The 23,203-nt window shown below is 67.4% G+C and carries 13 protein-coding genes and 3 pseudogenes; 5 read left to right on the top strand and 11 right to left on the bottom strand.

The window, feature by feature from the left end:
• Nucleotides 1–33 precede the first annotated feature (33 nt).
• Nucleotides 34–837 carry an NAD(P)H-binding protein gene (locus ACFVT5_RS13955; protein ID WP_389885946.1) on the bottom strand — a complete coding sequence of 268 codons (804 nt, stop codon included), beginning with the start codon at nucleotides 835–837 and terminating at the stop codon, nucleotides 34–36.
• Between the two features lie 63 nt (nucleotides 838–900).
• On the opposite strand from ACFVT5_RS13955, the gene ACFVT5_RS13950 reads away from it, so the two are divergent.
• The gene (locus ACFVT5_RS13950) at nucleotides 901–1,587 is read left to right on the top strand and encodes a helix-turn-helix domain-containing protein (protein ID WP_389885944.1); all 687 of its coding nucleotides are present in this window, start codon (nucleotides 901–903) and stop codon (nucleotides 1,585–1,587) included.
• 24 nt (nucleotides 1,588–1,611) lie between these two features.
• Here ACFVT5_RS13950 and ACFVT5_RS13945 read toward each other — a convergent pair.
• A pseudogene (locus tag ACFVT5_RS13945) lies at nucleotides 1,612–1,761 on the bottom strand (IS5/IS1182 family transposase); the annotation flags it as partial.
• A 508-nt stretch (nucleotides 1,762–2,269) separates the two neighbouring features.
• On the opposite strand from ACFVT5_RS13945, the gene ACFVT5_RS13940 reads away from it, so the two are divergent.
• The 3 genes from ACFVT5_RS13940 to ACFVT5_RS13930 are packed head-to-tail and all read left to right on the top strand — an operon-like array spanning nucleotide 2,270 to nucleotide 11,266.
• Nucleotides 2,270–5,494, top strand: coding sequence for a helicase-related protein (locus ACFVT5_RS13940; RefSeq protein ID WP_389885941.1), 3,225 nt, complete (start codon nucleotides 2,270–2,272; stop codon nucleotides 5,492–5,494).
• Complete coding sequence (locus tag ACFVT5_RS13935; RefSeq protein ID WP_389885939.1) at nucleotides 5,491–8,211, top strand: DUF1156 domain-containing protein; 2,721 nt, start codon at nucleotides 5,491–5,493, stop codon at nucleotides 8,209–8,211. The genes ACFVT5_RS13940 and ACFVT5_RS13935 overlap by 4 nt, the downstream gene beginning before the upstream one ends.
• A gap of 55 nt (nucleotides 8,212–8,266) precedes the next feature.
• Nucleotides 8,267–11,266 (top strand): DUF499 domain-containing protein, encoded by a 3,000-nt coding sequence (locus ACFVT5_RS13930; protein ID WP_389885936.1) that lies wholly within the window; start codon nucleotides 8,267–8,269, stop codon nucleotides 11,264–11,266.
• Nucleotides 11,267–11,413: 147 nt separating this feature from the next.
• On the opposite strand, the pseudogene ACFVT5_RS13925 reads toward ACFVT5_RS13930, so the two are convergent.
• Nucleotides 11,414–11,704 (bottom strand): annotated as a pseudogene (locus ACFVT5_RS13925) (transposase); the annotation flags it as partial.
• Here ACFVT5_RS13925 and ACFVT5_RS13920 point away from each other — a divergent pair.
• Nucleotides 11,698–12,328 (top strand): annotated as a pseudogene (locus ACFVT5_RS13920) (site-specific integrase); the annotation flags it as partial. The pseudogenes ACFVT5_RS13925 and ACFVT5_RS13920 overlap by 7 nt on opposite strands.
• A 650-nt stretch (nucleotides 12,329–12,978) precedes the next feature.
• Here ACFVT5_RS13920 and ACFVT5_RS13915 read toward each other — a convergent pair.
• From ACFVT5_RS13915 to ACFVT5_RS13880, 8 genes are all read right to left on the bottom strand, one after another.
• Entirely contained in the window at nucleotides 12,979–13,656 is a 678-nt protein-coding gene (locus ACFVT5_RS13915) for a GntR family transcriptional regulator (RefSeq protein ID WP_389885933.1), read from the bottom strand.
• Between the two features lie 93 nt (nucleotides 13,657–13,749).
• Nucleotides 13,750–14,628, bottom strand: coding sequence for an LLM class flavin-dependent oxidoreductase (locus tag ACFVT5_RS13910; protein ID WP_389885931.1), 879 nt, complete (start codon nucleotides 14,626–14,628; stop codon nucleotides 13,750–13,752).
• On the bottom strand, nucleotides 14,625–15,821 hold the full coding sequence (locus ACFVT5_RS13905; protein ID WP_389885928.1) for an amidohydrolase family protein: 1,197 nt from the start codon (nucleotides 15,819–15,821) through the stop codon (nucleotides 14,625–14,627). The genes ACFVT5_RS13910 and ACFVT5_RS13905 overlap by 4 nt, the downstream gene beginning before the upstream one ends.
• The gene (locus tag ACFVT5_RS13900) at nucleotides 15,818–17,530 is read right to left on the bottom strand and encodes a hydantoinase B/oxoprolinase family protein (RefSeq protein WP_389885925.1); all 1,713 of its coding nucleotides are present in this window, start codon (nucleotides 17,528–17,530) and stop codon (nucleotides 15,818–15,820) included. The genes ACFVT5_RS13905 and ACFVT5_RS13900 overlap by 4 nt, the downstream gene beginning before the upstream one ends.
• A complete protein-coding gene (locus ACFVT5_RS13895) occupies nucleotides 17,527–19,566 on the bottom strand; it encodes a hydantoinase/oxoprolinase family protein (RefSeq protein ID WP_389885922.1) in 2,040 nt (679 codons plus the stop codon). The genes ACFVT5_RS13900 and ACFVT5_RS13895 overlap by 4 nt, the downstream gene beginning before the upstream one ends.
• 29 nt (nucleotides 19,567–19,595) lie before the next feature.
• Complete coding sequence (locus ACFVT5_RS13890) at nucleotides 19,596–20,597, bottom strand: ABC transporter permease (protein WP_389885919.1); 1,002 nt, start codon at nucleotides 20,595–20,597, stop codon at nucleotides 19,596–19,598.
• Nucleotides 20,594–22,159, bottom strand: coding sequence for a sugar ABC transporter ATP-binding protein (locus tag ACFVT5_RS13885; protein WP_389885916.1), 1,566 nt, complete (start codon nucleotides 22,157–22,159; stop codon nucleotides 20,594–20,596). Before ACFVT5_RS13885 ends, ACFVT5_RS13890 begins: the two co-directional genes overlap by 4 nt.
• On the bottom strand, nucleotides 22,147–23,163 hold the full coding sequence (locus ACFVT5_RS13880; protein WP_389885913.1) for a sugar ABC transporter substrate-binding protein: 1,017 nt from the start codon (nucleotides 23,161–23,163) through the stop codon (nucleotides 22,147–22,149). Before ACFVT5_RS13880 ends, ACFVT5_RS13885 begins: the two co-directional genes overlap by 13 nt.
• Nucleotides 23,164–23,203 lie beyond the last annotated feature (40 nt).

The following is a 23,203-nucleotide window of genomic DNA, read 5'->3' as shown; positions in this document are numbered from 1 at the left end:
CCCGAGAGCCTGGCGGCCGTCGGCGGCGGTGGGTTACGGCATTGGCGCGAATGTCTCCCGGTGGTCGCGTGCCCACTGCTCGAACGTGCCCGCCGGTCGGCCGAGCACCCGTGGCACGTGGTCGGTGACGTAGGCCGCACCGCCTGCGCGCGCCCAGCCGATGCCAGTGATCATCCCGGCCGGCAACTGGTCGAGCGCATTCGTGTCGGTGATCTTGACCGGCCGTTCCAGCACGCGCTCCAGGATTGCCGCCTGGTCTGCGAACGTCAGCAGCTCTGGCCCGGTCAGGTCGTACCGCTGCCCGTCGTGCGCATCGCTGGTCATGGCGGCGACGGCGACCGCAGCCACGTCCCTCGGGTCGACGATGGCCTGCCGGGAGTCGCCGACCAGATTCGGGATCGGCTCTCCGGCCTGGATCAGCGCCCGGTACCACAAGAAGTTCGAGGCGAAGCTCGGCGGGCGGAGCATCGTCCACACAAGCCCGCTGGCCTCGATCGCCTCCTCCGCGGCGACGTGCCACGCGCCAACGGTCGCCCCGTCGAACCGCTCGCCGCTGCCGATGGCGGACAGCTTGACGACCTTACGGACGCCCGCCGCCCGCGCGGCCGTGACCAGGGCGATGTCGTGGTCCGCAGTCGGCACGGGGGGCACGGTCAGGAGGAAGACCGTGTCGACGTCGGCCACCGCGCGCGCCAGCGACGCTGGGTCGTCGAAGTCGGCCCGTACCCCTCCGGGCCGCTCGCGGCGGGACATCGCCCGAAACAGCACGCCCCGTTCGGTGAGCAGACGGACGACGTGACTACCGATGGTGCCGGTGGCACCGGTAACAAGGATCATGTCCCGACGATCGCATCGCTCTCACGCCGCGTGATAGGAAGTTTCGGCACTATCGTGGGCTGCGTGAGCTCTCTCGTCGTGCCGCCTGCCCTTCTGCGTTGGGTGGCCGGGATCGATGTCGCTACGGCGGCTGGTTCGGCGGCGGTCGACGTGCCCGATCACGCCACCACACTTCTCCTGCGCAGCGACAAGCGTGAGCTGATCGTCATGGGTCCCCGCACCCGGGCCGCCTATCATGTCGGCGCGCCCGGCCATTCGTGCGTGCGGGTTCGCATGCGGCCGGGTCGTGCCCAAGCCCTGCTCGGCCTTCCGCTGCGTGATCTCGCCGACCGGGCCCTGCCGCTCCGCGAACTACCGGGCCTGGACGTCGACCAGCTCGCCGCCGATCCGATCGCCACTCTCGAAGAAGCATTGGCCGATTGGCCGGAGCCCCCGGAGCGGCTCGAAGAGGCGGCACACCTACTGGTCGGCGCCACTGTCGCCACGACCGCGGCCCGGTTGCACATCAGTGAGCGCCGCCTGCACACCCTGTTCACCGCCGGCACCGGCTTGTCCCCCAAGCAGTTCGCACGCATCGACCGCGTTCGCAGTGTGCTCGCGGCCGATGCCGGCCGGTGGTCGGACATCGCCGCGACGGCGGGATACTACGACCAGTCCCACATGACGGCCGAGTTCCGCCACTTCATGGGTGTCCCGCCGGCCGCGTTCACCGCGGGGCGGCGGCCCGCCGCGACTCCGTGCACTGCCTGAGTTCCAAGACCGGCAAAGGCGGGGTTGCAGCAGCTTGTCGTAGATGGTCCGGTCGCTGATGCGCGTGCGGTGGCAGCCCAGCGGGTGGGTTGGATCGTAGCCGGGCCGCTGTGGCAGCAGTGCCGCGAATTGGTCCCACAGGGGTTCGGTCAGCCATGATGGCAAGGCAGGCACAGCCCTCCCGGTGATCACAGAGCGTCGCAACTCCATGATTACCAGACCCTGTTCCTCTTCTCCTTCCGAGCTGACCCATCGAACCTATCTGCGCGAGTTCTTAACAGCCTCGGCCATGCCGCTCCGGCCGACCGAAAGTTGCGTGCCCTGTTGATACGGCGCACTGACACACACGGCCGCCGACGCGCCAGTTCCCCCGACAGCCCGCCTTCGCCTCCATGATGCGTCTCGCGAGGCTGACCGAACGGGATCGCGTTCCAACAGATCCTTGCACCCAGGGGCAATGGGTGGCCGAAAAACATCGCACACGCCTCAGTCCTCACGTCCCCAGCCTTGGAAGTCGCAGGCGGTTACTGTAACTTGACGTTCCGTTAGTTGACCGGTGGTTGGGGAACCACGGTTGACCGGGGGAGGGGGCCCAGGGCATGGCATGTCCACGTCTAACGGATTGGCCTGTGGCCAGTCTCATCAGCTGGATTCGGGCGAGCCTTGGGGCAGACAAATAAGCATGCCGCCCCAAGCCGCATTCGAGCGCGGCCAGAGAGTAAGGGTTCAGGCCGCTGGCGTACCGGAGTTCGCCACAATCAGGTTCGCCCTGCCCGGAGATCAATCGGGGTCTTGGGATCTCATCCTGGTTGACGACGAAGACCGTCGTCACGAAGTGAATCTGACAGCCGGAGACAGCGAGACCGTGCGCCCCCTCGCCAGCGACGGGCAAGCTGACTCCGCCCGTGTGCTGGCCGCGATGTGGACGCAGTGGATGAACGCCGCGGCAACCAACGCCGAGTCCAGCGCGATGGCAGCTACGCCACTGAAGCCGTACGCGCACCAGACCACGGCTGTCTATGGAGCGATGCTCCCTCAGCCCCTGCTGCGTTTCCTCCTCTGTGACGAGCCAGGTACCGGCAAAACGATCATGGCTGGCCTACACCTGCGAGAGATGCAGAGGCTCGGCCTGATAAAGCGGGCGATCATCGTGTGCCCGGCGAACCTCGCCACCAAGTGGGTGGACGACTTTCAGCGGTTGCTGGGGGGCGGGCTGCGGCAGCTGACCTCGGCCACGGTGCGTGAGGACGCTCTGAACTCCAACGACCTGTGGGTGGTGTCGCTGGAGTTAGCAGCAGTGAACCCCGCAGTGCAGGACGCCATCCGGCCGGACAAGGCCGGCTGGGATCTGGTCGTCTTCGACGAAGCACACCGACTGACTCCGACTGCCGCCGGCTTCCACCAGGTCGGACGGCTACTGGCTCAGAACACCCCGCGTGCCCTGCTGATGACGGCCACGCCGCACCGGGGCAAAGAGTGGCTCTTCCGACACCTGCTGCATCTGGTCGACCCGGAGATCTACCCGGATCCGGGCAGCGACCCCAACATCGAGCTCAGTGCACTACGTCCCGGCCCCATCCACTTCTTGCGGCGGATGAAGGAGGACTTAGTCGACTACGACGGTACGACCCGGTTGTTCAAGGGGCGCACCGCGCACAACCACAGCGTCCCGCTGTCGCAAACCGAGTACGGCTTCTACAGGGCCGCCCTGGATATGGTCGACCGATTTTTCCCCCCGGTGGCGCAGCCGCTTGCCCGCATGGTCTACGGCAAGCGAGCAGCCTCCAGTCTCTACGCGCTGGCCGAGACTCTGCACCGGCGGCACGAGCACATGGGGGCGATGAGCGAGGCGGAGGCGGCGCTCATCGCCGACCGCGAGGATCACGGTGACGAGGCCGAGGTCGATGAGGCGAAGGTGATTCACACGGTCTCGGCCGCGTCCAGGGCTGAGCGGTCCGCGATCAACAGCCTTGTGCAGCAGATCGAGGCAACGGTCACTGACTCTCGCTGGCAGCCGTCGAAGTGGAAGCGGCTCACCGACGACTGCCTGGCCGCCCATGGAATCCACCCCGGGAACGGTGAACAGGCCGTTGTTTTCACCGAGTACGCAGACTCGGCCGAGTGGATCGCCCAGCGGCTCCAGGCCCAGGGATACACCGCACAGCTCTACTCCGGCCGCCAGGGAAAGACCGAACGCGACGAGACGCGCAAGGCATTCATGCGCGGCGAATTCCAGATCATCGTCACCACTGACGCCGGCAACGAAGGCATCGACCTGCAGGCCGCGCACGTGCTCGTGAACTACGACATCCCGTGGTCTTTGGTCCGCCTCGAACAGCGGATGGGACGTATCCACCGTGTCGGTCAGCAACGCGACGTCTACCTCTACAACCTGGTCGCTACCGACACCCGGGAAGGCAAGACGCTGCTCCGCCTCCTGGACAACTTCGTTACCGCCGCGAACGAGCTGCGCGGCCAGATGTTCGACAGCCTCTCGGCGGTCGCTGAAATCACCGGCGTCGACTACGACAAGTGGCTGTCGGACCTCTACGGCAACGACGAGCTGAAGAAACAGCAGGCCATCGACGCCGCCCAAGCGGTCCAGGCGCAGGAACTCAGCCGGGCAGCCCGGAAGGTACGGGACAACGAGCGACGCCTGGCCAGCCAGGTGGACGCGGTGGCCGCACTGACGCTGCTTCAGCGTGACCTGTTCGCACGCATCAACCCGGCCATCGTCGAGGCATACCTCGACCGGCTCGCGGCGGCTGGCGTGCTGAAGTCCGCTCCGACCGCAGCCGGGTCCGGGTTCCGTCGGCTCTCCCTGAGCGGCAAGGTCATATTTCCGGCAACGCTGGGCGGACGGAACGAGGTTCACGTCGCCACCAGCGGGGACGTGGTGCGCGAAGCCTCGGAGAGCATCGACATCAGTGACACCGTCACCCTCGGCCCGGGCGAGCCCGGCTTCAGCGACCTGATCAACACAGCCGAGCACACCCTGGCCGAGGACCTGTACCAGTCCGGCGCCGCATCCGACCCCACCAGTCTCACCCCGTACGACTTGTACGCATACGAGGCGACGATGACCGAGAGCAACGGCAAGCGCGCCAGCATATGGGCCACCTTGATCAAGGTGGACGACAGCGGCAATGCCCGCCCGGTGCGATGGGAGTCCCTGGCCAACCTCGTGCCCACCGACCAGCACGGCGGCTCACCACATCCGGCTCGGGAGAGCCATGCGCTCACAGCGGCCCGCGAAGTAGCCGCCGCGACCGTCGCGGAGCACCGGAAGGTGCGCGCCGACTGGTTCGCCCAGGCCCGCCGTGACCTGACCAACCTGCCGCTGAGCCTGACCGACGGTATCGATGACCGACTTGCCCGCCTTGAACTGCGGCACCGACTTCAGGACCAGACCGCTCAACGACTCAAAGAACTGGAGCGGCTCGCGGACGTGCATCTGACCGAACCGAAGCAGGTGGGTCGAATCCGCGTCCTGGCCACCGCCGACCTCAGCGTCCAGGCCGAGATCGACGCCGAGTTGGTCTCCATGCGGCGCGTGCAGCAGCTCCTCGAGGACGACGGCTGGACCGTGACCGATGTCCACACCGAGGGCCGCGGTTACGACTTGGAGGCCCGCCGCCACAGCCAGGTCCGCCATGTCGAGGTCAAGGGCGTGATCGGCAGCGCAGCCAGCGACGGCATCCGGATGACAGGCAACGAAGTCCTCATCGCGACCCAGCACCGCAAGGAGTACTGGCTCTACGTCATCGACCAGTGCGCCGACGGCAAGGGCCGGTTCTTCGGTGCTTACCAAGACCCCGCCACCCTCTTCGCGAACGTCATGGCCGGGAACGCGGTGTTCCGTGTCCCGGGCAGCAGCCTCAAGAACGCCCCCGGGAGTAACGCATGACCCGAATGATTGAACGCTGGTTTCCCAGCGCAGAGGTATCGGCCAACAGTGACAAAGGCTGGGGCTCGGGCAACAGCGAGATCTCCCTGTTCATGTGGTTCGCAAAGCGACCCACCGCTCAGGCCAAAGCGGCCACCATCTGTTCACTGCTGCCGTGGCCAGACGACGCCGAAGAACGGACCAGGCTGCAGAACCTGGTCCGAGAAGCCATGAGGGGGCGCTATGCCGCATGGGGTGATCTTCAAACCGAGATCGCCAAGGCGAATCCTGAAGGCGCGACCACTCTGGACCCCTTCTCAGGACGAGGCATGATTCCCTTGGAGTCGGCGCGTTTGGGCGTCCGGGCATCCGCCGTCGACTACAGCCCAGTCGCGGCGCTCGCAAGCCACTTGCTCACCTCCGCACCGTTCGAGGACTGGAGCGAGGAGCCCGAGCTGCCGTTCGGGGAAGAGCGCGACCACCTACTCATGTCCCGTACGGACAGATTGCTCGGCGACCTCAAATCACTGTTCGCAGAGACACAGACCCGTCACGCGGCCTCAATGAGCGACGTCTACCCCCGGCACAACGGAGCCTTGCCGTGGGGGTACTTGTGGTCCGTGACTATCCCTTGCCAGGAATGCCACCACCGGTTCCCGCTCATCGGTTCCTACGAGCTGATGCCAGCCCGTGGCGGCAGAGAAGCCGTTTCGTTCTACATCGACGCGGACCGGGCCTCCAGCACGTGGGAGGCGGTCGTGACCTCCGGAAAGCCCGCTCGCATGCCAACGCTGACCAACGCCGTAGTGAACGGCAGGAAGGTGGCGGGGAAGAGTGCGATCTGCGTGTTCTGTAACCACGTCCACCCGCTTGCAGTGCACCGTCGGCAGTTACACGAGGGACAAGGCCAGGACGCCCTGGTCCTCGCTGCGGACATCGACGTCAAGAGCCAGAAGACCTTCCGCCGCCCCACGGGCGCAGAGCGCGAGGCTGTCGCTGCGGCCGGGCGAGCGCTGGCTGCGGAGGCAGCGTTCAGCCCGTTCCTGTCCGCCGTTCCGGACGAGGGCATCGCGCCGGGCAACAACAACATCATCGGCCCGAGCATCTATGGGGCGAAGACTTACGGCGACTTGATGGTCGACCGTCAGACACTTTCCTACGTGCGGCTCGCGCGCATCATCAATGAGCTTGGTGAGGAGCTGGCCGCCGCCGGGCTGTCGCGGGAATACGTGCGGGCCCTGACTGGGTACGCAACTGCGGTCGTGGTGAAGAAACTGCGGCGGTCCACTCGTGGTGCGCGGTTCCAGAGCAAGGGCGGTGCACAGGTCGGGGATCTGTTCGTCAACGAAGGGTCGATCACCTTCTCCCACGACTTCTTCGAAGCTGGCATCGGCGATGGCCCCGGAACGTGGAAGTCGATCTCGGACAACGTGCTGGCCGCCTGTCGCAATCTGTTCTCCGACCTGTGCGGCACGTCCGCCTCTGTGCAGCGAGGAACCGCCACTGCTCTGGCCTTCCCTCCTCGCACCTTCACCGCGGTCGTCACTGACCCTCCGTACGACCAGATGATCGCGTACGCGGACGCCTCCGATCTCTTTTTCACGTGGGCTAAGCGGTGCCTGCACAACACCTGGCCGGAACTCGCTATCACTGCCGACCCCTACGGCTGCCAGGACAAGAGCCAGGAGATCATCGTCAAGCGGGTTCGGGGCGAAGCCCCTGACGAACACCGCACCCGCGAGCACTACGACACCCTAATCACCGAAGCCTTCACTCAGATGCGGCAGGTCGTCCGGGATGACGGCGTCGTCACGATCGTCTTCGGCCACGGGGAACCCGAGGTGTGGCAGCGCCTGCTGCACTCGATCGAGCGAGCCGGGCTGGTGATGACCGGTTCATGGCCAGCCAATACCGAGTCCGGTGGGCAGCAGGGCAAGGCCAATATCGAGACGACCCTGACCATGGCCTGCCGCCCGGCCCCGATCGACCGGCCTGCAGGCCGCAAGGGCGCGGTCGAGTCCGAGATAAAGGCCGAGATCAAGCGGCGTTACCCGGACTGGGAGCGGTGGGGCCTGGCCCCGGCGGACATGTTGATGGCCGCTGCCGGACCAGCCATGGAGGTCGTCGGCCGCTACCACGAGATCCTCAACGCCAAGGGCGAACCCGTCGACATCTATACGTTTCTTCCGCTGGCGCGAGCTGCAGTCCAGGAGGCCATGGCCGTCGAGATTAACCACCAGCCGCTGGAGACCTTTGATGCCCGGACGCGGTTCGCGCTGTGGTGGATCACTCTCTACAACCGACAGGTTCGGGCGAAGTCCGAACTGCGCTGGCAGGCTTTGGCTTCTTCACTCGACCTGGCAGCGATACGGGACCTGGTTCCCGATGCCGACAAGGGTGTCCGGTTCGTCGCCTCCCGGGAATACAACGGCAAGATCGACGAAGACTCGACCGTCATCGACATCGCCCTCGCGCTCGCAGCTGCTTCGGAGGAGGGGCTGGAGGCCATGGGCCAGGTAATGGCGGCGACGGAGTATGCAGCTGACGACACCTTCTTGTGGGCGGCCGTCCAGTTCCTCGCGGACCGACTTCCCGTCAACGACCCGGACTCCATCCGCTTCACCCGGGTGTTGCGCAACCGGACCGGCGTCGTCGGTGCCGCCGAGGCCGTAGAAGCGAGCAACTACGAAAAGACTCAGCTCCAACTGATCGACAACGCCCAGTTGCGGCTCGCGTGATGACGACCAGTACCACCACCGTGATCCTCAGGTCCGCCAGCCCAGGAGAGCAGCCGTGACGACCAGCGTGACGCCGTGGTGGAGGGCACTCAAGCTTCGCCAGGAGATCCGGAGCGCCTCCGGGCAGATCGATGATGTACAGATGTCGCTGTTCCGAGCCGTTCACGCCATGGGAGCCGACCGGCCGCCCTATGCCGACGCCGACTACTACGGTGACATCACGCACCCGACCGAACGGCTCACTGACCTGCTCACCGAAATCGCAGTCCGCATCGGTGGTGGCGACGACTACTTGAAAGCCCGAGCAGTCACCCGACTCGACCAGGGCATGGGCGGCGGTAAGTCGCACGCGTGCATCGGTGCCTACCATCTTGCCGCCAATCCAAGGGCGTTGCTGGGAACCGAGCTTGGTCAGAAGGTGACCGAGCGAGCGAGGGTCAGAATCGGCCACCCACTTGCCGGCGGCCTCGGGCGTCCGCATTTCGTCGTGCTGCCCTGCGACAACATGACCCCAGGGGTCGGAGTACAGGAGCTAGATGGGCCCGCGATAAACCTGTATGAGCGTTTCCTGTGGCGTCTCTTCTCCAGGGACTACACCCTCTTCGAACGCTACCGGCGGTTCTGGAGCGACAAGCACAAGATCGCTGAGGCCATCAGCGCGGTGAACCGACCCGTGCTGATCATCGTCGACGAGGTGCTCGACTACATCGGCAACGGACTGGACGGCGCAAACCAGACCGACCTGGCGGCCCAGGACATGGCGTTCCTACGGGCTCTGCTCGATGTCGTCAATGATGTCCCCCATGTCGCGATGCTGGTTGTGATGATCGCCTCCGACACCGACAAGACCGCGCTCTCGCCCGCCGCTCAGGCCCGCCGCGACGACCTGAACAGCCAGCTTGACCGCAACGGCCTGCCGACCACCGTGACCGGCGTGGGCGACTTCGCCGACATCCTCCGCCGGCGGCTGTTCGACGCCGAACCCGCAGGTGAGGTGCTCGTCGCGACTGCTGCGCTCTACAAGGAAGTCCTGACGGACAAGACCTGGAGCAAGCAGGTCTGGGACCCGATCGGCGCCGCGTGGCGCCGCAACTGGCGTGCGGAGATGACATCTTGCTACCCGTTCCATCCCATGCTGATGAGTCTGGCGCAGGAGGAGTGGAGCAAGGTCACCGGATTCCAACGGGTCCGGTCCACGATCCGCATCTTCGCCGCCACGGTCTATGCCCTGCAGCAGCGCGGCAAGTCAGGCGAGTGGGTGCCGGCTCTCATAGGGCCCGGCGACCTGCCGCTGTCGGACAGCACCGTCCGAGAGGCGCTCCTGGGCAGCGGCCTGGTCGAGGACGACCGCACCATCGCGAACTATCGGAGCTTAGCCGAGATCGAGGTCGTCAACCACGACGGCTCGTCAGGCGCAGCGCGCCGGCAGGATCTCGAACGGCAGTCCAGCACTTGGGGCACGAACAATCCGCGCGCGGCTGAACGGGCGGCCACCTTCATCTTCCTGGCGAGCGTTGTCGGCACCCTGCGCCCGGGGCGGGGCCGCGGAGCCAGTGCTCCTGAGGTCAAAGCGGCCACCAGCGTGCCGGAGGCCACGTACACCATGACCGACGCCGACGGCGTCGTCGATGAGCTGGTCAACCCGAACCAAGGGATGAGCGCGCTCGACATCACTCCCGGTCAGGGCAACAACAGGCCGGCCCGTTACTTCCTCTCCACCCGGCTCACCCACCGCATGCTGGTGAAGAACATCCGGCGCACCATCACCGAGACCGAACGCGACCAGGTCATCGCCGACATCGCGAAGAGGCTGGCGAGCAGCGGTCCATTCCGTGATCTGCAGTTCGTCACGGCGGACCCCCAGCGCAGACCCGCCGACGTCCTCGCCACGGCCGGCTTAGACACCGCTTACACCACCCGGCTCATCGTCCTCGACCCGGCGCAGTACAGCCTGCGCAACGGCATGGAGAAGCCGACCCTTGAGGCACTCACCGTCGCCATGGGGCTCGGGCAAGGCGCGCAGCAACTCCCCGTCCAGTGGGCCAGCAGCGCGGTGTACGCCGTGGTGAACACCCAGCAGCGCGCTCTGGCCCGGAACTTGGCGGTGGAGTACCTGGCAAGGCAGAAGGCCATGCAGGCGCCCGAGATTCAGAACGACGACGAACTCAAGACCATCGGTGCCAAGGAGCTCGCCGAGGCCAAGACTCAGCTGGAGAGGGCGCTCAAGCGGGCGTACCAGCATGTTGCCTACTTGGCCCAGCCCGACCCGGACGGGGAGCGGTACCTCGACCAACTTACATTCGACAAGGACAACATCACCGCCCTCGACGGCATGCTCGTCTGGAAGGGCCTCGCTGCTCGGGACAAGGTCTTCGACACCGGCCAGTTCAGCGCAAAGGCTCTCCTGCACAACCTTCGCGACCACGACTACGGCAAAACCCTCTCCGACATCCGAGCCGCCTTCTACAGCGCCCCACGATTGCCGCTGCTGTACGGCGGTGACCGCGACCTTCAACAGGCGATCTACGATGCTGTCAGCCAGGGCCTGCTGAGCATCGTCGACGGAGCGGGCACCGAGGTGGAGGTCACGGCACCCGGACAAGTCAACCTCGCTAGCACGGGCCTGCGCCTTGCCAAGCCACAACCCAGGACATGCACCGACTGCGACCAACCGGTTCACGAGGGTCGATGCTCCTTGAGTGCCGACGACACCGTCGATCACGGCTCGACTCGCAAGCCAGCCGGCCCACCTGTCGACACACCGAGCGTGCCCCGGCAGCGCGAGACCGGTGCGCCGAGTCCGGACGAATCTCCGCAAAGGGAGCAGGCCAGGGACCGGCAGCTCGCCTTCTCGTTCACCAAGAACCTCCTGGCCAACGGCGACGGCGCCGACGGTTTCGCCGCACTCTTCCGGGCGTTCTACATGGCCCTAGACGAAAGGCAGATCAGCTATCTGCAGGGCACGCTCCAGTTGGTCATACAGGCCGATGCGGCCGAGCAGATCCAGCAGTGCCTAGAAGAACTCGGCATAAGCGGAACGTTCAAGGAGATCTGACGGGTTAGCCCGAATATATCGGTGACGGCAGGATTCCCTCGGGGAAGAACTCTCGATACCGGGTGTTCCGGTCAGAGTCGTCCTTGGCTCTAAAGCCTTGTGCCGTAAATGATCTCTGACGTGCCGGATGGCCTGGCCGTTTGCCCGTTATCCCGCGAGGGCGAGGTTGTACAGGCGGGCGATGCCGAGCATGGCGTGGTGGACGCCGTCGCCCTTCAGACGGCAGTCGCGGAGGATCTTCCAGGTCTTCATGCGGGCGAAGGCGTGCTCGACACGGGCGCGGGCTTTGCGGTGGGAGGCGTTGTGTTCCTCTGTCCAGGCGGGGAGTTCGGCCTGGCCCTTCTCCCGGCGGTGCGGGATGACGAGGCCAGTGCCCCGGTAGCCACCGTCCGCGATGACCGTGGTGTGGCCGACGGCGGCCTTCGCGCCGGACACCTCCACGCCTTGCCAGGTGGCAGCAGACCGGCGAGAAACCCTCCCCCGTCATGGTCTGGACGCCGGAACAGACCGGCCCTTCCTCTACGTCGTCATCGCGGACTGGCTGTACGCCATGTGGCACCTGATCGCCTTCCGCGGCCTGCGTCGGGGCGAGGCGTGCGGCCAGCCCTGGTCGGAAACCAACCTCGAACGGCAATCCCTCGCCGTCACCGGTCAGCTCGTCCAGGACGGTTGGGAGGTGGAGGCGTCCGAACCGAAGGCCGACAGCGGCTTCCGCGTCGTGGCCCTGGACGACGACACCGTCGCCGTCCTGGAACACCACCGCAAGCAGCGGGAGTCAGACCACGCGGAATGGGGACCGGCCTGGGTCGACACCGGCCTCCTCTTCACTCAGGAAGACGGCTCCTGGCTGCACCCTGGCAAGGTCACCGACCTCTTCGAACGGCTCGTCGGCGCGTCCTCCCCCACGTCGGCAAGAGCTCCGCCGAGGCCACCGCCAAGCTGGTCCCACTCCAGCGCAAGTCCGAGGCGGAGAAGGCCCACAAGGCCGCCCGGAAAGCCAAGGAGACGGCGAAAGCCAAGGCCAAGGCGGAGAAGAAGGCGCGGAAGAAGCCCAAGGAGTAGGGCACCGAGCCGCTCCGCTCACGCATCACTCACGCAAGCCATCGCACGGCACCCCAGCCGTGTGACCCGTCATGCCCCGAGCAACACAAAGGCCAGGTCTCGGGCTATGTGACCTGGCCTTTTTCGGAGCCCCCTGTCGGATTCGAACCGACGACCTACGCATTGCAAGACCGTGAGCGATCATGTTGCCCGGTGCCGTGTGGTGCCCCCTCGTGACGTTTCTGCTGATCAGAACAGGTGCACCGGGCTGGGGCGCGCCGGCCCGTGCTGTACCGTCCAAAGGCGTCTGTCCACCGGCTGTCCGTCGGCGCACATCGCTGCTCACCACGTAGTGACCAGCCACTGGCTCGCTGGCGCCGAGGAAGCTCATCCGGTCACCGAGCCTCGTACGCCTGTAGAGACTCAACAAGCGCCCCCTGCATCGGCGCACTGCCGTAGGGGGACCTCGGCCAGCCTTACGGGTCAACTGCGTCTGCGGTGGGCTGATTCGCCCCATGCCCGCCGCAGCCCACATGCCGTCAGCCGCGACACGCAGCCCGGTCCCGTATTCCTGAAGGACCGGGACCAGCCCGGCGCGCTCGCCGTGGAACCGATGTGCTCGCGCGTGACCGGCGTGGCCACCGCTGTCGCGCTCGATCCCCCATCGGGTGTCACGCCTCGGTGTGGCCGGCCCACCAGCCCAGTACGTGGCCGATGTGCCTGACCATCAGCCGCTCGCACTCCTCGGCCGACCCCGCCTCCAGGAGGTCCAGCAGGTCCAGGTGTTCACGAGCAGACGCCTGGAGTTCCTCCGTCGCCACCAGATTTGCCAGACCCGTCAGACGCGTCTGTGCACGCAAGTCGGCAACGATGTCATGCAGTTTCAGGTTGCCGGCCAGTTTCAACAGCGTGAGGTGGAAGGTCGTGTCGGCCTGGAGATAGTGGGCCAGGTCGGCGTCACGAGCGCCCCGCACGATCTCCCCGGCCAAGCCGCGCAGGTGGGTCAGGTCGGCGTCGGAGAGCTTCCCCGCGAGCCGTCTGACCGCCGGCGCCTCAAGCAGTTGGCGTACGTCGACGATCGCGCGCAGTTCGGCCTCGCTCACGGCGGTGACGCGAAAGCCCTTGTTGCGGATGATGTCGACCATGCCGCGTTTGGCGAGGTTGAGCATCGCCTCGCGGACCGGCGTGGCCGAGACACCGAAGCGAGCGGCCAGAGTCGGGGCCGAGAACACCTCACCGGCAGGCATCTGACCGGAGACAATGGCCGCGGCGATCGCCTCCTCGACCCGCTCACGGAAGCTGCTCCCAGGTGTGAGCGGTCCCAGAGGAGGGCCGTCCGCAGTCGCCATGAATATCCCCATCACCAATCAACAGCCAATCTCTCTCAGTGCAATGGCACATCCTACCGACCGTCGCTCCCGCCGTCGGGCGTCGCCCTCCACTCAGGATCCGGAGTGGGTGGCAACGACCATGTCGAGGGCGGCGGCCGGCACGCCTCGGCCGTCGGAACGTGGCCAGTGCACGGTGAGTTCGTCGAATCCGGCTGCCGCCACGTCCCGGGCGAACTGCCGGTAGGTGTCCGCGTCCCTGAACGGACGCGTTTCGTCGAGCGCCACCTGCGCGATGCGGCGGATCCGCTTGCCCGGCGCCACGTCGGCGATCGCGGCGTCCAGGCTTCTGTTCTGCTCCGCGATCGCCGCCAGCCACTCCTGCGGCGCCGGTGACTGGCGATACGGCCCGTACGTCACCCAGGCCGAGCCGATGAGTGCCGCCAGTCGCATGCTCCGCGGGCCCGTCGCGGCGACGGTCAGCGGCACCCGGGGCCGCTGCACACAGCCCGGGATCATGCGCGCGTCCTCGGCGATGTAGAAGGACCCACGGAAGTCCGTTCGGTCCTGCTCCAGCAGAGCGGTGAGCAGCGTCGCCCACTCCTCGAACCGGTCGGCGCGCTCCTTGCGGGACGCCGGCGGCCGGCCGAGCACGCGGGCGTCCGCGTCCTCCGCGCCCGCTCCGACCCCCAGCTCCAGCCTTCCCGCGGCCACATGGTCGAGGGTCATGACCTCCTTCGCGAACGGCACCGGATGCCGGAAGTTGGGCGTCGCCACCTGCGCGCCGAGACGCACGGTGGACGTCGCCCCGGCCGCCGCCGCGAGCAGCGGCACCGTACCGAACCAGGGGCCGTCGGCCAGGTCCCGCCAGGACAGGTGATCGTATGTCCAGACCGTACGCACGCCGGCCTGCTCCGCGTCACGGACCCGGACCAGGAACTCCGCCGGGGCCTGATCGGGCAGGACCAGGCAGGAGAGGAGGGGAACAGTCACTTCAGCACTCCCCCCTGCACCACGGTGCGGCTCCTTCTCTCGTCCCAGAGCAGCGTCTCGTCATCGGTGAGCGGGCCGTCCAGCAGAAGCAGGTCGGCGGTCGCGCCCACCTCGACGCGGCCCAGGTCGGGCCGGTCGATGAGTTCCGCGTTCACTCTGGTCGCCGAGCGCAGGGTCGCCTGCCAGCCGATCGCTTCCGCCTGCAGTTTCAGTCCGCGCAGTTGATCGTCTTCCAGGTCGGCCATCAGGTCGGTCCCGAAACCGACGCGCACCCCGGCCTGTTGGGCACGTTGCACCGCTCTGAGGCCGGAGTCCAGCACCTCGGCGTTCTTGGCTCGCTGCACCGGGCTCAGGGCCACCTCCTGCCAGCGCCGGGCCATCGCGTCGTAGGCCGCGAGGGTCGGTACCAGGAAGGCGTGTGCCGCGGCCATCGCGGTGGCCGTGTCCTCGTCCAGCAGGTTGCCGTGCTCGATGGAGCGCACCCCGTTGGCGATCGAGTGCCGGATCGCCTCGGGTGAATAGGCGTGTGCTGCGACGTAGCTGCCACGGCGTCGGGCTTCCCCGGTGACCGCCTGGATCTCTTCGGCCGAGTACTGCGGCACCCGGATCGGGTCGGTGGGCGACACCACACCGCCGGAAGTCATGATCTTGAGTGCGTGCGCGCCACGGCGGAACCGGTCGCGCGCCGCGACCCGCAGATTGTCCACTCCGTCGACGACCTGGTTCATGTGCCCTGAGTGGAAGCAGATGTCCGTGTCGGCGGCGCGCGGGTCGCCGTGGCCGCCCGTCTGGCTCATGGCCGGGCCGGTCCACAGGTATCGGGGGGACTCGATCAGCCCGGCGGCGATGGCCCGGTCCAGGCCGGCGTCGCCACCCGCGACGTCACGGACCGTCGTGAACCCACGGTGCAGCGCCCGGCTCAGCCTCCGGGCGCCGGCCAGCGCCACGTAGCTGAGGGGGGCGTTCTCCAGCTGCCACGCGTCGAGGCTGGTCGCGTAGGCGTGGAAGTGCGCGTCGATGAGGCCCGGCAGGAGTGTGGCTCCCCCGGCGGCGAGTGTCCGCGCAGCCGAGTGGCCCTTGCCCGCACCGGGACCGACGGCCACGATCCGCCCGCCGTGGACGACCACGTCGGCCTCGACGGGTTCGTCCTCGTGCAGCAACGCGTCGGTGATGACGAGATCGGCCGTGGTCACTGGGCCGCCCTCAGATGCGCCGTGGCCGACTCGTCGACGGCCCACGGCTGCTCGGTGATCACGACGCCGTATGCGGTTCGGGCCGCCTCGACCGACACGAAGCCGTCGATCACGTCCTCCAGCACCTTCACCGGCTCGCGTGCGAACGCGGACCCGTAGCCGCCCCCGCCGCCGGTGACGTTGGCGAGTACGTCCCCCGCCTCCAGCGAGTTGTAGCTGCCGCGGGTGACAACCTCGCGGTCGGTGCCCGGGTTGAGCACGATGCGAGCGGGGGACGCGGGCTCTCCGCCGTCGATCGGCCAGGGTGCCGACTTGGTCCGGTAGACCAGCGCGATGCCGGTGGACGGCGCGGTGAACCGGTAGACGCGCTGGACGCCGACGCCGCCGCGATGTCTGCCAGGGCCTGCCGTGTCCGGCACATAGCCGTAGCGTTCGATGAACATCGGCGACTTCTGTTCCAGCACCTCGACCGGATTGTTGCGGCATCCCGGCTCGGACATGTGCATGATGCCGTCCTCCCCGTCGCCGCCGGTGTGTCCGCCGAACCCGACGGCCTCGTTGGTTGCTTCGAGCCAGGGCTGGCCTGTTCGCGGGTTCGTTCCCAGTCCCATCATCGACGAGACGTCGCCGCCGGAGCAGGCGGGAATGCGCTCCGGCATGCCCTGTGCCAGCGCCTTGAGGATCACTTCTCCGGCGAGCAGACCGGTCCACAGAGTGAATGTGGGCATCGGAGGCACGGCGTGCATGACGCTGCCGGGGTCGGTGATCACCCGCAGTGGGGCGAAGTTGCCGGCCACCACCGGGGTGTCCGGTGTGGTCAGTGCCTTGAACACGAGACTGGAGAGCGCGATCGTCTGGCCCACCGGCAGGTTGATGGGGCCGCGTACGTCACGTTCGCTTCCGGTCCAGTCGACGACGAACTCGTCCTCGGTGATGGTGACGGTGGCCTTGAGCAGGATCTCGCGCTCGGTGTCGATGCCGTCGGAGTCGACGATGTCGGTGGCGCTCCAGGTCCCGCGCGGCAGTTGGGCCAGGGCCAGCCGGGCCAGCCGCTCGCCGTGGTCGTTGATCGACCCCATCGCGGCGACGAGTACGCCGGTGCCGTGCTGGGCGGCCAACTCCCGGGTGCGCCGCACTCCTGTCACGCAGGCCGAGACCTGGGCCTGCAAGTCACCGACGGTCCTCTCCGGCATCCGCGAGTTGAAGCGGACGATGTCGAAGATCTCCTGGTTGGGCACGCCCGCGCGGTAGAGCCGCGAGCCCGGGAAGAACATGCCTTCCTCGTACATGTCGGTCGAGTCGAGCACGTACCCGGGGTTCTTCTGCTTCAGATCGAGCACGTGGATGCGGCACGAGGCGAAGCCGATGAGCTGCTCGTCGATGTGGATCGGTGCGAAGACGAGCGTGTCCAGTGTGTGCGCCGACGACCAGTAGGGGTAGTTGAGCAGGAATACATCTCCCGGCGCCATGTTCTCGGCGCCGATGTGCTCGACGGCCCGGCAGATGCCGTAGTCGTTGCCCCGCGTGAAGATCGCGATGCCGGGGGCGTCGGCGACCACGTCACCGTTCGCGTCGTGCAGGCCGATGCCGTAGTCGTGGATCTCGTAGACCACGGTGTTGTACGCCGTCCGGCACAGGTTGCGGGCCATCTCCTCGGCGGTGGCAAGCAAGGCGTGCCGAATGACCTCAAGGGTGATCGCGTCGGTCACTGGTCCGTCTCCTCGGCTTTGACGCTGATGACGAGTTCGCCGTGCTGAGCCACGCGCAGCCGCTCGCCGGTGTGCAACACGGTGGTCGCGGTGTGCTCGGCGACCACGGCGGGGCCGTCGATCACGTCGCCGACCAGCAGTGATTCGCGGCTGACCAGGTGATAGGGCACACCTGTGTCGGAGTGGGCGAAGACCGTGCGCCGGCCGAGCACCGGCGGTCCACCGGTGGTGCGTTCGGGGTGCAGGGGCCATGCGGGCTTGTCGACCAGGCCGACCGCTCGCAGCCGCAGTGTCACGATCTCGACCGGGTCGTCCATGACGTGGCCGTAGAGCCGTTCGTGGAGCGCGCGGAAGCTCTCCGCAAGGCTGTCGGCGACGTTCTCGGCCGGATGGGGCACCGTCGCCGCGTGTTCCTGGCCGGCATAACGGAGGTCGACCGAACGGTGCAGAACGCGGTTCTCAGGGCCGAAGCCCTCTTCGCCCAAGGCCGTGTTCGCCTCGGCCTCCATCGCGGCGAACGCCTCTTCGAAGTACGAGTCCGGGGTCGACGCCAAGGGGAGCACGTCGGTGCGCGCGTAGTCGTGCTGCACGTCGGCCATCAGCATGCCCAGCGCCGAGAACGCGCCCTGTCCCGGTGGCACGATGACGGTCGGGATGCCGAGTTCGCGGGCCACGTCCACGGCGACCAGGCCGCCGCCGCCACCGAACGAAAGCAGCGCGAAGTCCTTCGGGTCGCGGCCGAGTTCAACGGTGATCGCCCGGACCGCACCGACGATTTTGGTGGTCGAGATGCGGACGATGCCGCGGGCCACGGTGGTCAGGCTCATCCCGAGCTGATCGGCGATCGGCTGCAGCGACTTGGCGGCGAGATCGTGGTCGAGCACCAACGAGCCGCCGAGCGGTACGTCACTGCCCATGTAGCCGAGTACCAGTGCGGCGTCGGTGAAGGTGGGCTGGGTGCCGCCCCGCCCGTACGCCGCCGGTCCCGGGGAGGCCCCGGCGCTCTGCGGACCGACCTGGAGCGCACCGGCCGCGTCCAGCCAAGCGATCGAGCCACCGCCCGCGCCGATGGTGTGGATGTTCAGGGACGTGGTGTTGATGGGCAGGCCCTCGAACTCGGCTCCCTGGTGCAGTACCGGCTCACTGTCGAGCACCAGCGAGGCGTCCAGGCTGGTGCCGCCCATGTCGATGGTGATCAGGTTGGGGATGCCGATCACCTTGGCCAGTGAGGCGGCGCCGACGACACCGCCTGCCGGACCGGACAGGATCAGGTTGACCGGCTGCCGGGTTGCCGCGGCGGCCGTCATCGCACCGCCGCCGGAGCGCGACATCAGGAACCGGCCGGCGAAGCCGCCCTCGTCCAGCCGCCTTGTCAGGGCTTCGAGATACGTCCGCATGATCGGTTTGATGTACGCGTCCAGTACGGCTGTCGAGGTCCGCTCGTACTCCCGGTACTCGCCGGACAGTTCGTGCGAGAGCGTCACTTCGACGCCGGGTGCGACCTCGTCCAGTACCGCGCGCATGGCGAGTTCGTGGGCCGGGTTCGCGTACGCGTGCAGGAAGGCGACCGCGACCGCCTGATAGCCGCCGGCGGCGATCTCGGCGGCGACCGAGCGTGCGCCGGACTCGTCGAACGGTGTCGCGACGCTGCCGTCGAACAGTGAACGCTCGACCACTTCGAAGGTGTCCCGCCGCTTCAGCAGGGCTTCCGGCTTGCGGTAGGTGAGCGCGTACATCGGTCGCCGGTCGGTGCGCCCGAGGAGATAGACGTCACGGAAACCCGCGGTGGCCACCACCGCCACCTTGGCACCGGTGCGCGTCAGCAGCGAGTTGAGGCCGAGCGTGGAGCCATGGTTGAAGGTCGTCACCTCGCTCAGCACGGCCTCGGCGGCGGCGAAGGCCGCGAGCACCCCCTTGGTGGGCTCGGCAGGGGTGGTGGCCACTTTCTCGAATCGCAGCTCCCCGCTCTGCGGGACGAGTTTCACCACATCGGTGAAGGTGCCGCCGACATCGATGGCGATGCGAACTTCGGCCATGTCGAACCTTTCTGCGTTCAGGGGACTGGTCAGCGCCGACGGCGGTCGGCCGCCGCCAGCGCCACCGCGGCGAGGATGATGACACCCGTGACCAGGTCTTTCATCTGCGGATTGACGTTGAGGATGTCGAAGCCGTTGCCGATCAGGGCGATCAGGAAGACACCGACCAGCGAGCGCCAGACCGCGCCGACACCCCCGTAGATGCTGGAGCCGCCGAGGATGATCGCCGCGATGGCCTGTAGCTCCAGGCCGCTGCCTGCCTGCGGCTGACCGGATGCGAGGCGCGAGACTCCGATCGCGCCGGCGATACCGACGGCCAGACCGCTGAGCGCGAACACAATGACCTTGACCCGGTCCACGCGCACGCCGGACAGATGAGCCGCCTCCGGGTTGCCTCCGACAGCGAACACATGCCGGCCGAAGACCGTGCCGTTGAGCAGCAGGGATGCGATGGCGAAGACGGCCAGCAGGATGAGGACCGAGTAGAAGATCCCGGCGACTTGGCCGCGCCCGAGTTCGGAGAAGCCGCTCGTGGTCACGGTGATCAGCGAACCGCCCGTGACCAGCACGGCGATGGCTTTGTACACGAGGCTGGAGGCGAGTGTCGCGAGGAACGAGTGTACGTTCAGACGGGTCACCGCGAGCCCGTTGAGCGCGCCCATGACGAGGCCCAGGACCGGTGCGGCGAGCAGGGCCAGGAAGGTGCTGCCGGTGGACGTGGCGATCGACGCGGCGACCACGCTGACCACCGCGTACATCGACGCCGTGGAGAGGTCGAACGCCCCCGAGACGATGACGAACGTACCGGCAACGGCGATGATCGCGAGCGGTGCGTTCTGGTTGAGGATGTTCATGACATTGGTGAAGGACAGGAACGACGACGAGATGATCGACAGCGTCACAAAGACCGCGACCAGCAGGATCAGTGCCGCGTAGTCCCGGGCGAAGGCGATGACGCGCGGGCCTATCGGGGTGCCGCCATGGACGGCGGCGCCTGCGCCGGCCTCGGGCGCGGTTTCGGTGGCGGTCATTGGACGGACTCCTTTGCCTTTCCTGCTTCGCCCGTGCCGGCCGTGTCGGCGACATCGAACAGCTTGCGGAGGACGTCTTCGACGGCCAGGCCGCGCGGGTCCACCTCGTCGAGCACCTCGCCGCGGCTGACCAGGTGGGCCCGGTGGGCGAGGCCGAGCACTTCCTCGTGTTCCGAGGAGATCAGCAGCACTCCGATGCCGCGGACCGCCAGGTCGGCGATGAGTTCGTAGATGGCGAGCTTGGCGCCGACGTCGACGCCGCGGGTCGGCTCGTCGAGAATCACCAGCTTCGGGTCACTGGCCAGCCACTTGGCGATCAGCGCCTTCTGCTGGTTGCCGCCGGAGAAGCTCTGCACCGGCAGCTCGGGCCTGGCCGGGCGCAGCTCCAAGCGGCGGACCAGCTCGTCCACCTGCTTGCCGACCGCCCGTCGGTCGATCACGCCGAGCCGTGAGAAGCGGCCCAGAGAGGCGAGCGTCATGTTCTCGGTGACGCTGCGCTGAAGTACGAGGCCCTGCCCGTGCCGGTCCTCGGGGACCAGCACCAGGCCCGCATCGCGACTCTGGCGCGGTGTTGTCCGGCCGAGCGTGCGGCCGGCCAGCGTGACGCTTCCAGCGGTGACCCGGTCCGCGCCGATCAGGGCGCGAGCGATTTCCGTGCGCCCGGAGCCGACCAGCCCCAACAGCCCGACGATCTCGCCCGGCCGTACCTCGAACGAGGCCCGTTTCACGCCCCCGTCGCTGGCCAGCGCCGCCACCTTGAGCAGTGGTTCGACGTCCGGGTGGGGCGCGGGCGGCAGCGGCGGGAACGTGACAGCGAGTTCCCGGCCGAGCATCGCTTCCACCAGGGACGACTTGGTCTGGTCCGCCGCGGGCGCGGTGCGGATCTTGCGGCCGTCACGCAGCACCGTGACGGTGTCGCTGACTTCGAGCACGGCGTCGAGGAAGTGCGACACGTAGACGACCGCGCGTCCCTGCGCCGTGAGCTGGCGGATCACATCGTGCAGCCGCTGGGTCTCGTGCGCGGTGAGCGACGATGTCGGCTCGTCCATCACGATCACCTTGGCCTTACGGGCCAGGGCGCGCAGGATCTCGACCTTCTGCTGGTCGGCGATGCGCAGATCGCCCACCCGCGCCTCGGGGTCGAGGCCGAACCGGGCGATCTCGTCCAGCTCGGCGAACCGCCGGTCCTGGTCGCGGCGCAGGAGGCCGAACCTGCTCTGCTCGATGCCGAGGAACACGTTCTGAGCCACCGTCAGGTCACGTACGAGCGACAGCTCCTGCGCGATCATCACGATCCCACGGCGCTGGGCCCGTACCGTGTCCCAGCGCCCGACCGGCTGCCCGTCGACGGAGATGTGCCCCGCATCGGGGGCGTAGACCCCGGCTGCGATCTTTCCGAGGGTGGACTTGCCTGCCCCGTTCTCCCCGACCAGGGCGTGCACGCTGCCGGCGTGCACCATCAGGTCGATGGCGTCCAGGGCCACTGTTCCGCCGAACCGCTTGGTGATGCCGGTGAGTTCGACGACCGGCTGGGCGGTGACCATCGGCGTCAGCCGTTCCACTCGCCGGTGAAGTCCGGGGTCTTGGCCAGCGTTTCCTTGTTCGCGTACGGCTCGGTCCCGCCGATGTCATCCGCGTTGACGACGGCCTTCGCGGTGCCCCCGTCCATCGCCTTGACCAACTGCTCCATCGCGGCCTTGCCCATGCTCACCGGGAAGTTGACGTAGTCCGCCTTCCAGGTGCCCGCGCGGACGGCGGCCACGGCGTCCTTGGTGCCGCCGCCGCCGGTCAGGTAGATGCTGCCCGGCTTGATGCCCGCGTTTTGCAGGGCGATCTGGGCACCGGCTGATTGCTGGTCGGCGTTCGACAGGATGACGTTGATGTCCTTGTGGGCCTGGAGCACGTTACTGATCGCCTTGAGCGAGGTGTCCCGGTCGTACTGGCCCTCGACCGTGCTGACCACCTTGATGTTGGGGTGGGTGCCGAGCACCTTCTTGTACGCGTCGCGGCGGGCCACGTCGAGCGGCGTCGACAGGTTGCCCACCAGGAGCACGACGTTGCAGGGTTTGATGTCGGCGCAGTAGGTGGCCACGCCTTCGGCCTGCTTCTCCGCGGCCGTGGTGGGGGGCACGCCGACTGTGGTGACCACGCCGTCGACCTGCGGTTCCATCTTGTTGATGTCCGGTCCGACGGGGTTGAGGACCGTCGCGACGGGGATCTTCTTGGACAGCGGGAATGCCGCCGCCAGGCCGACGCCGTCGTTGGGTACGACGACGACGCCGTCGTAGTTGCCGGTGCTGGTGACGTTCTGGAGCTGCGACAGTTGTGTGTTCGAGTCGAACTGGCCGTCGAGGAGCTTCAGGGTTATCTTCTTGCCGGACGCCTCGGCGGCCTGCTGGACGCCCTGGTAGACGGCCTGGTTGTAGCCGTTCTGGCTGGATGCCGCGAGCACGGCGACCTTGAGCGTCTCGCCCTTCGAGCCGGTCGAATCGGCAGCGCCGCAGGCGGTGAGGAGGAGGGCGGTGGCGGTCAGAGCCACGGTGCCGGAGATGCGCAAACTGTTCATCGGAGAACCTCCGGTTAGATTGCCATGGAGTAGTGATATG

The sequence above is a fragment of the Streptomyces sp. NPDC058001 genome, assembly GCF_042886315.1.
Classification (GTDB): Bacteria; Actinomycetota; Actinomycetes; order Streptomycetales; family Streptomycetaceae; genus Streptomyces.
Note: the sequence above shows the minus strand (reverse complement) of the source record. Positions and strands in the feature narration are given on the sequence as shown.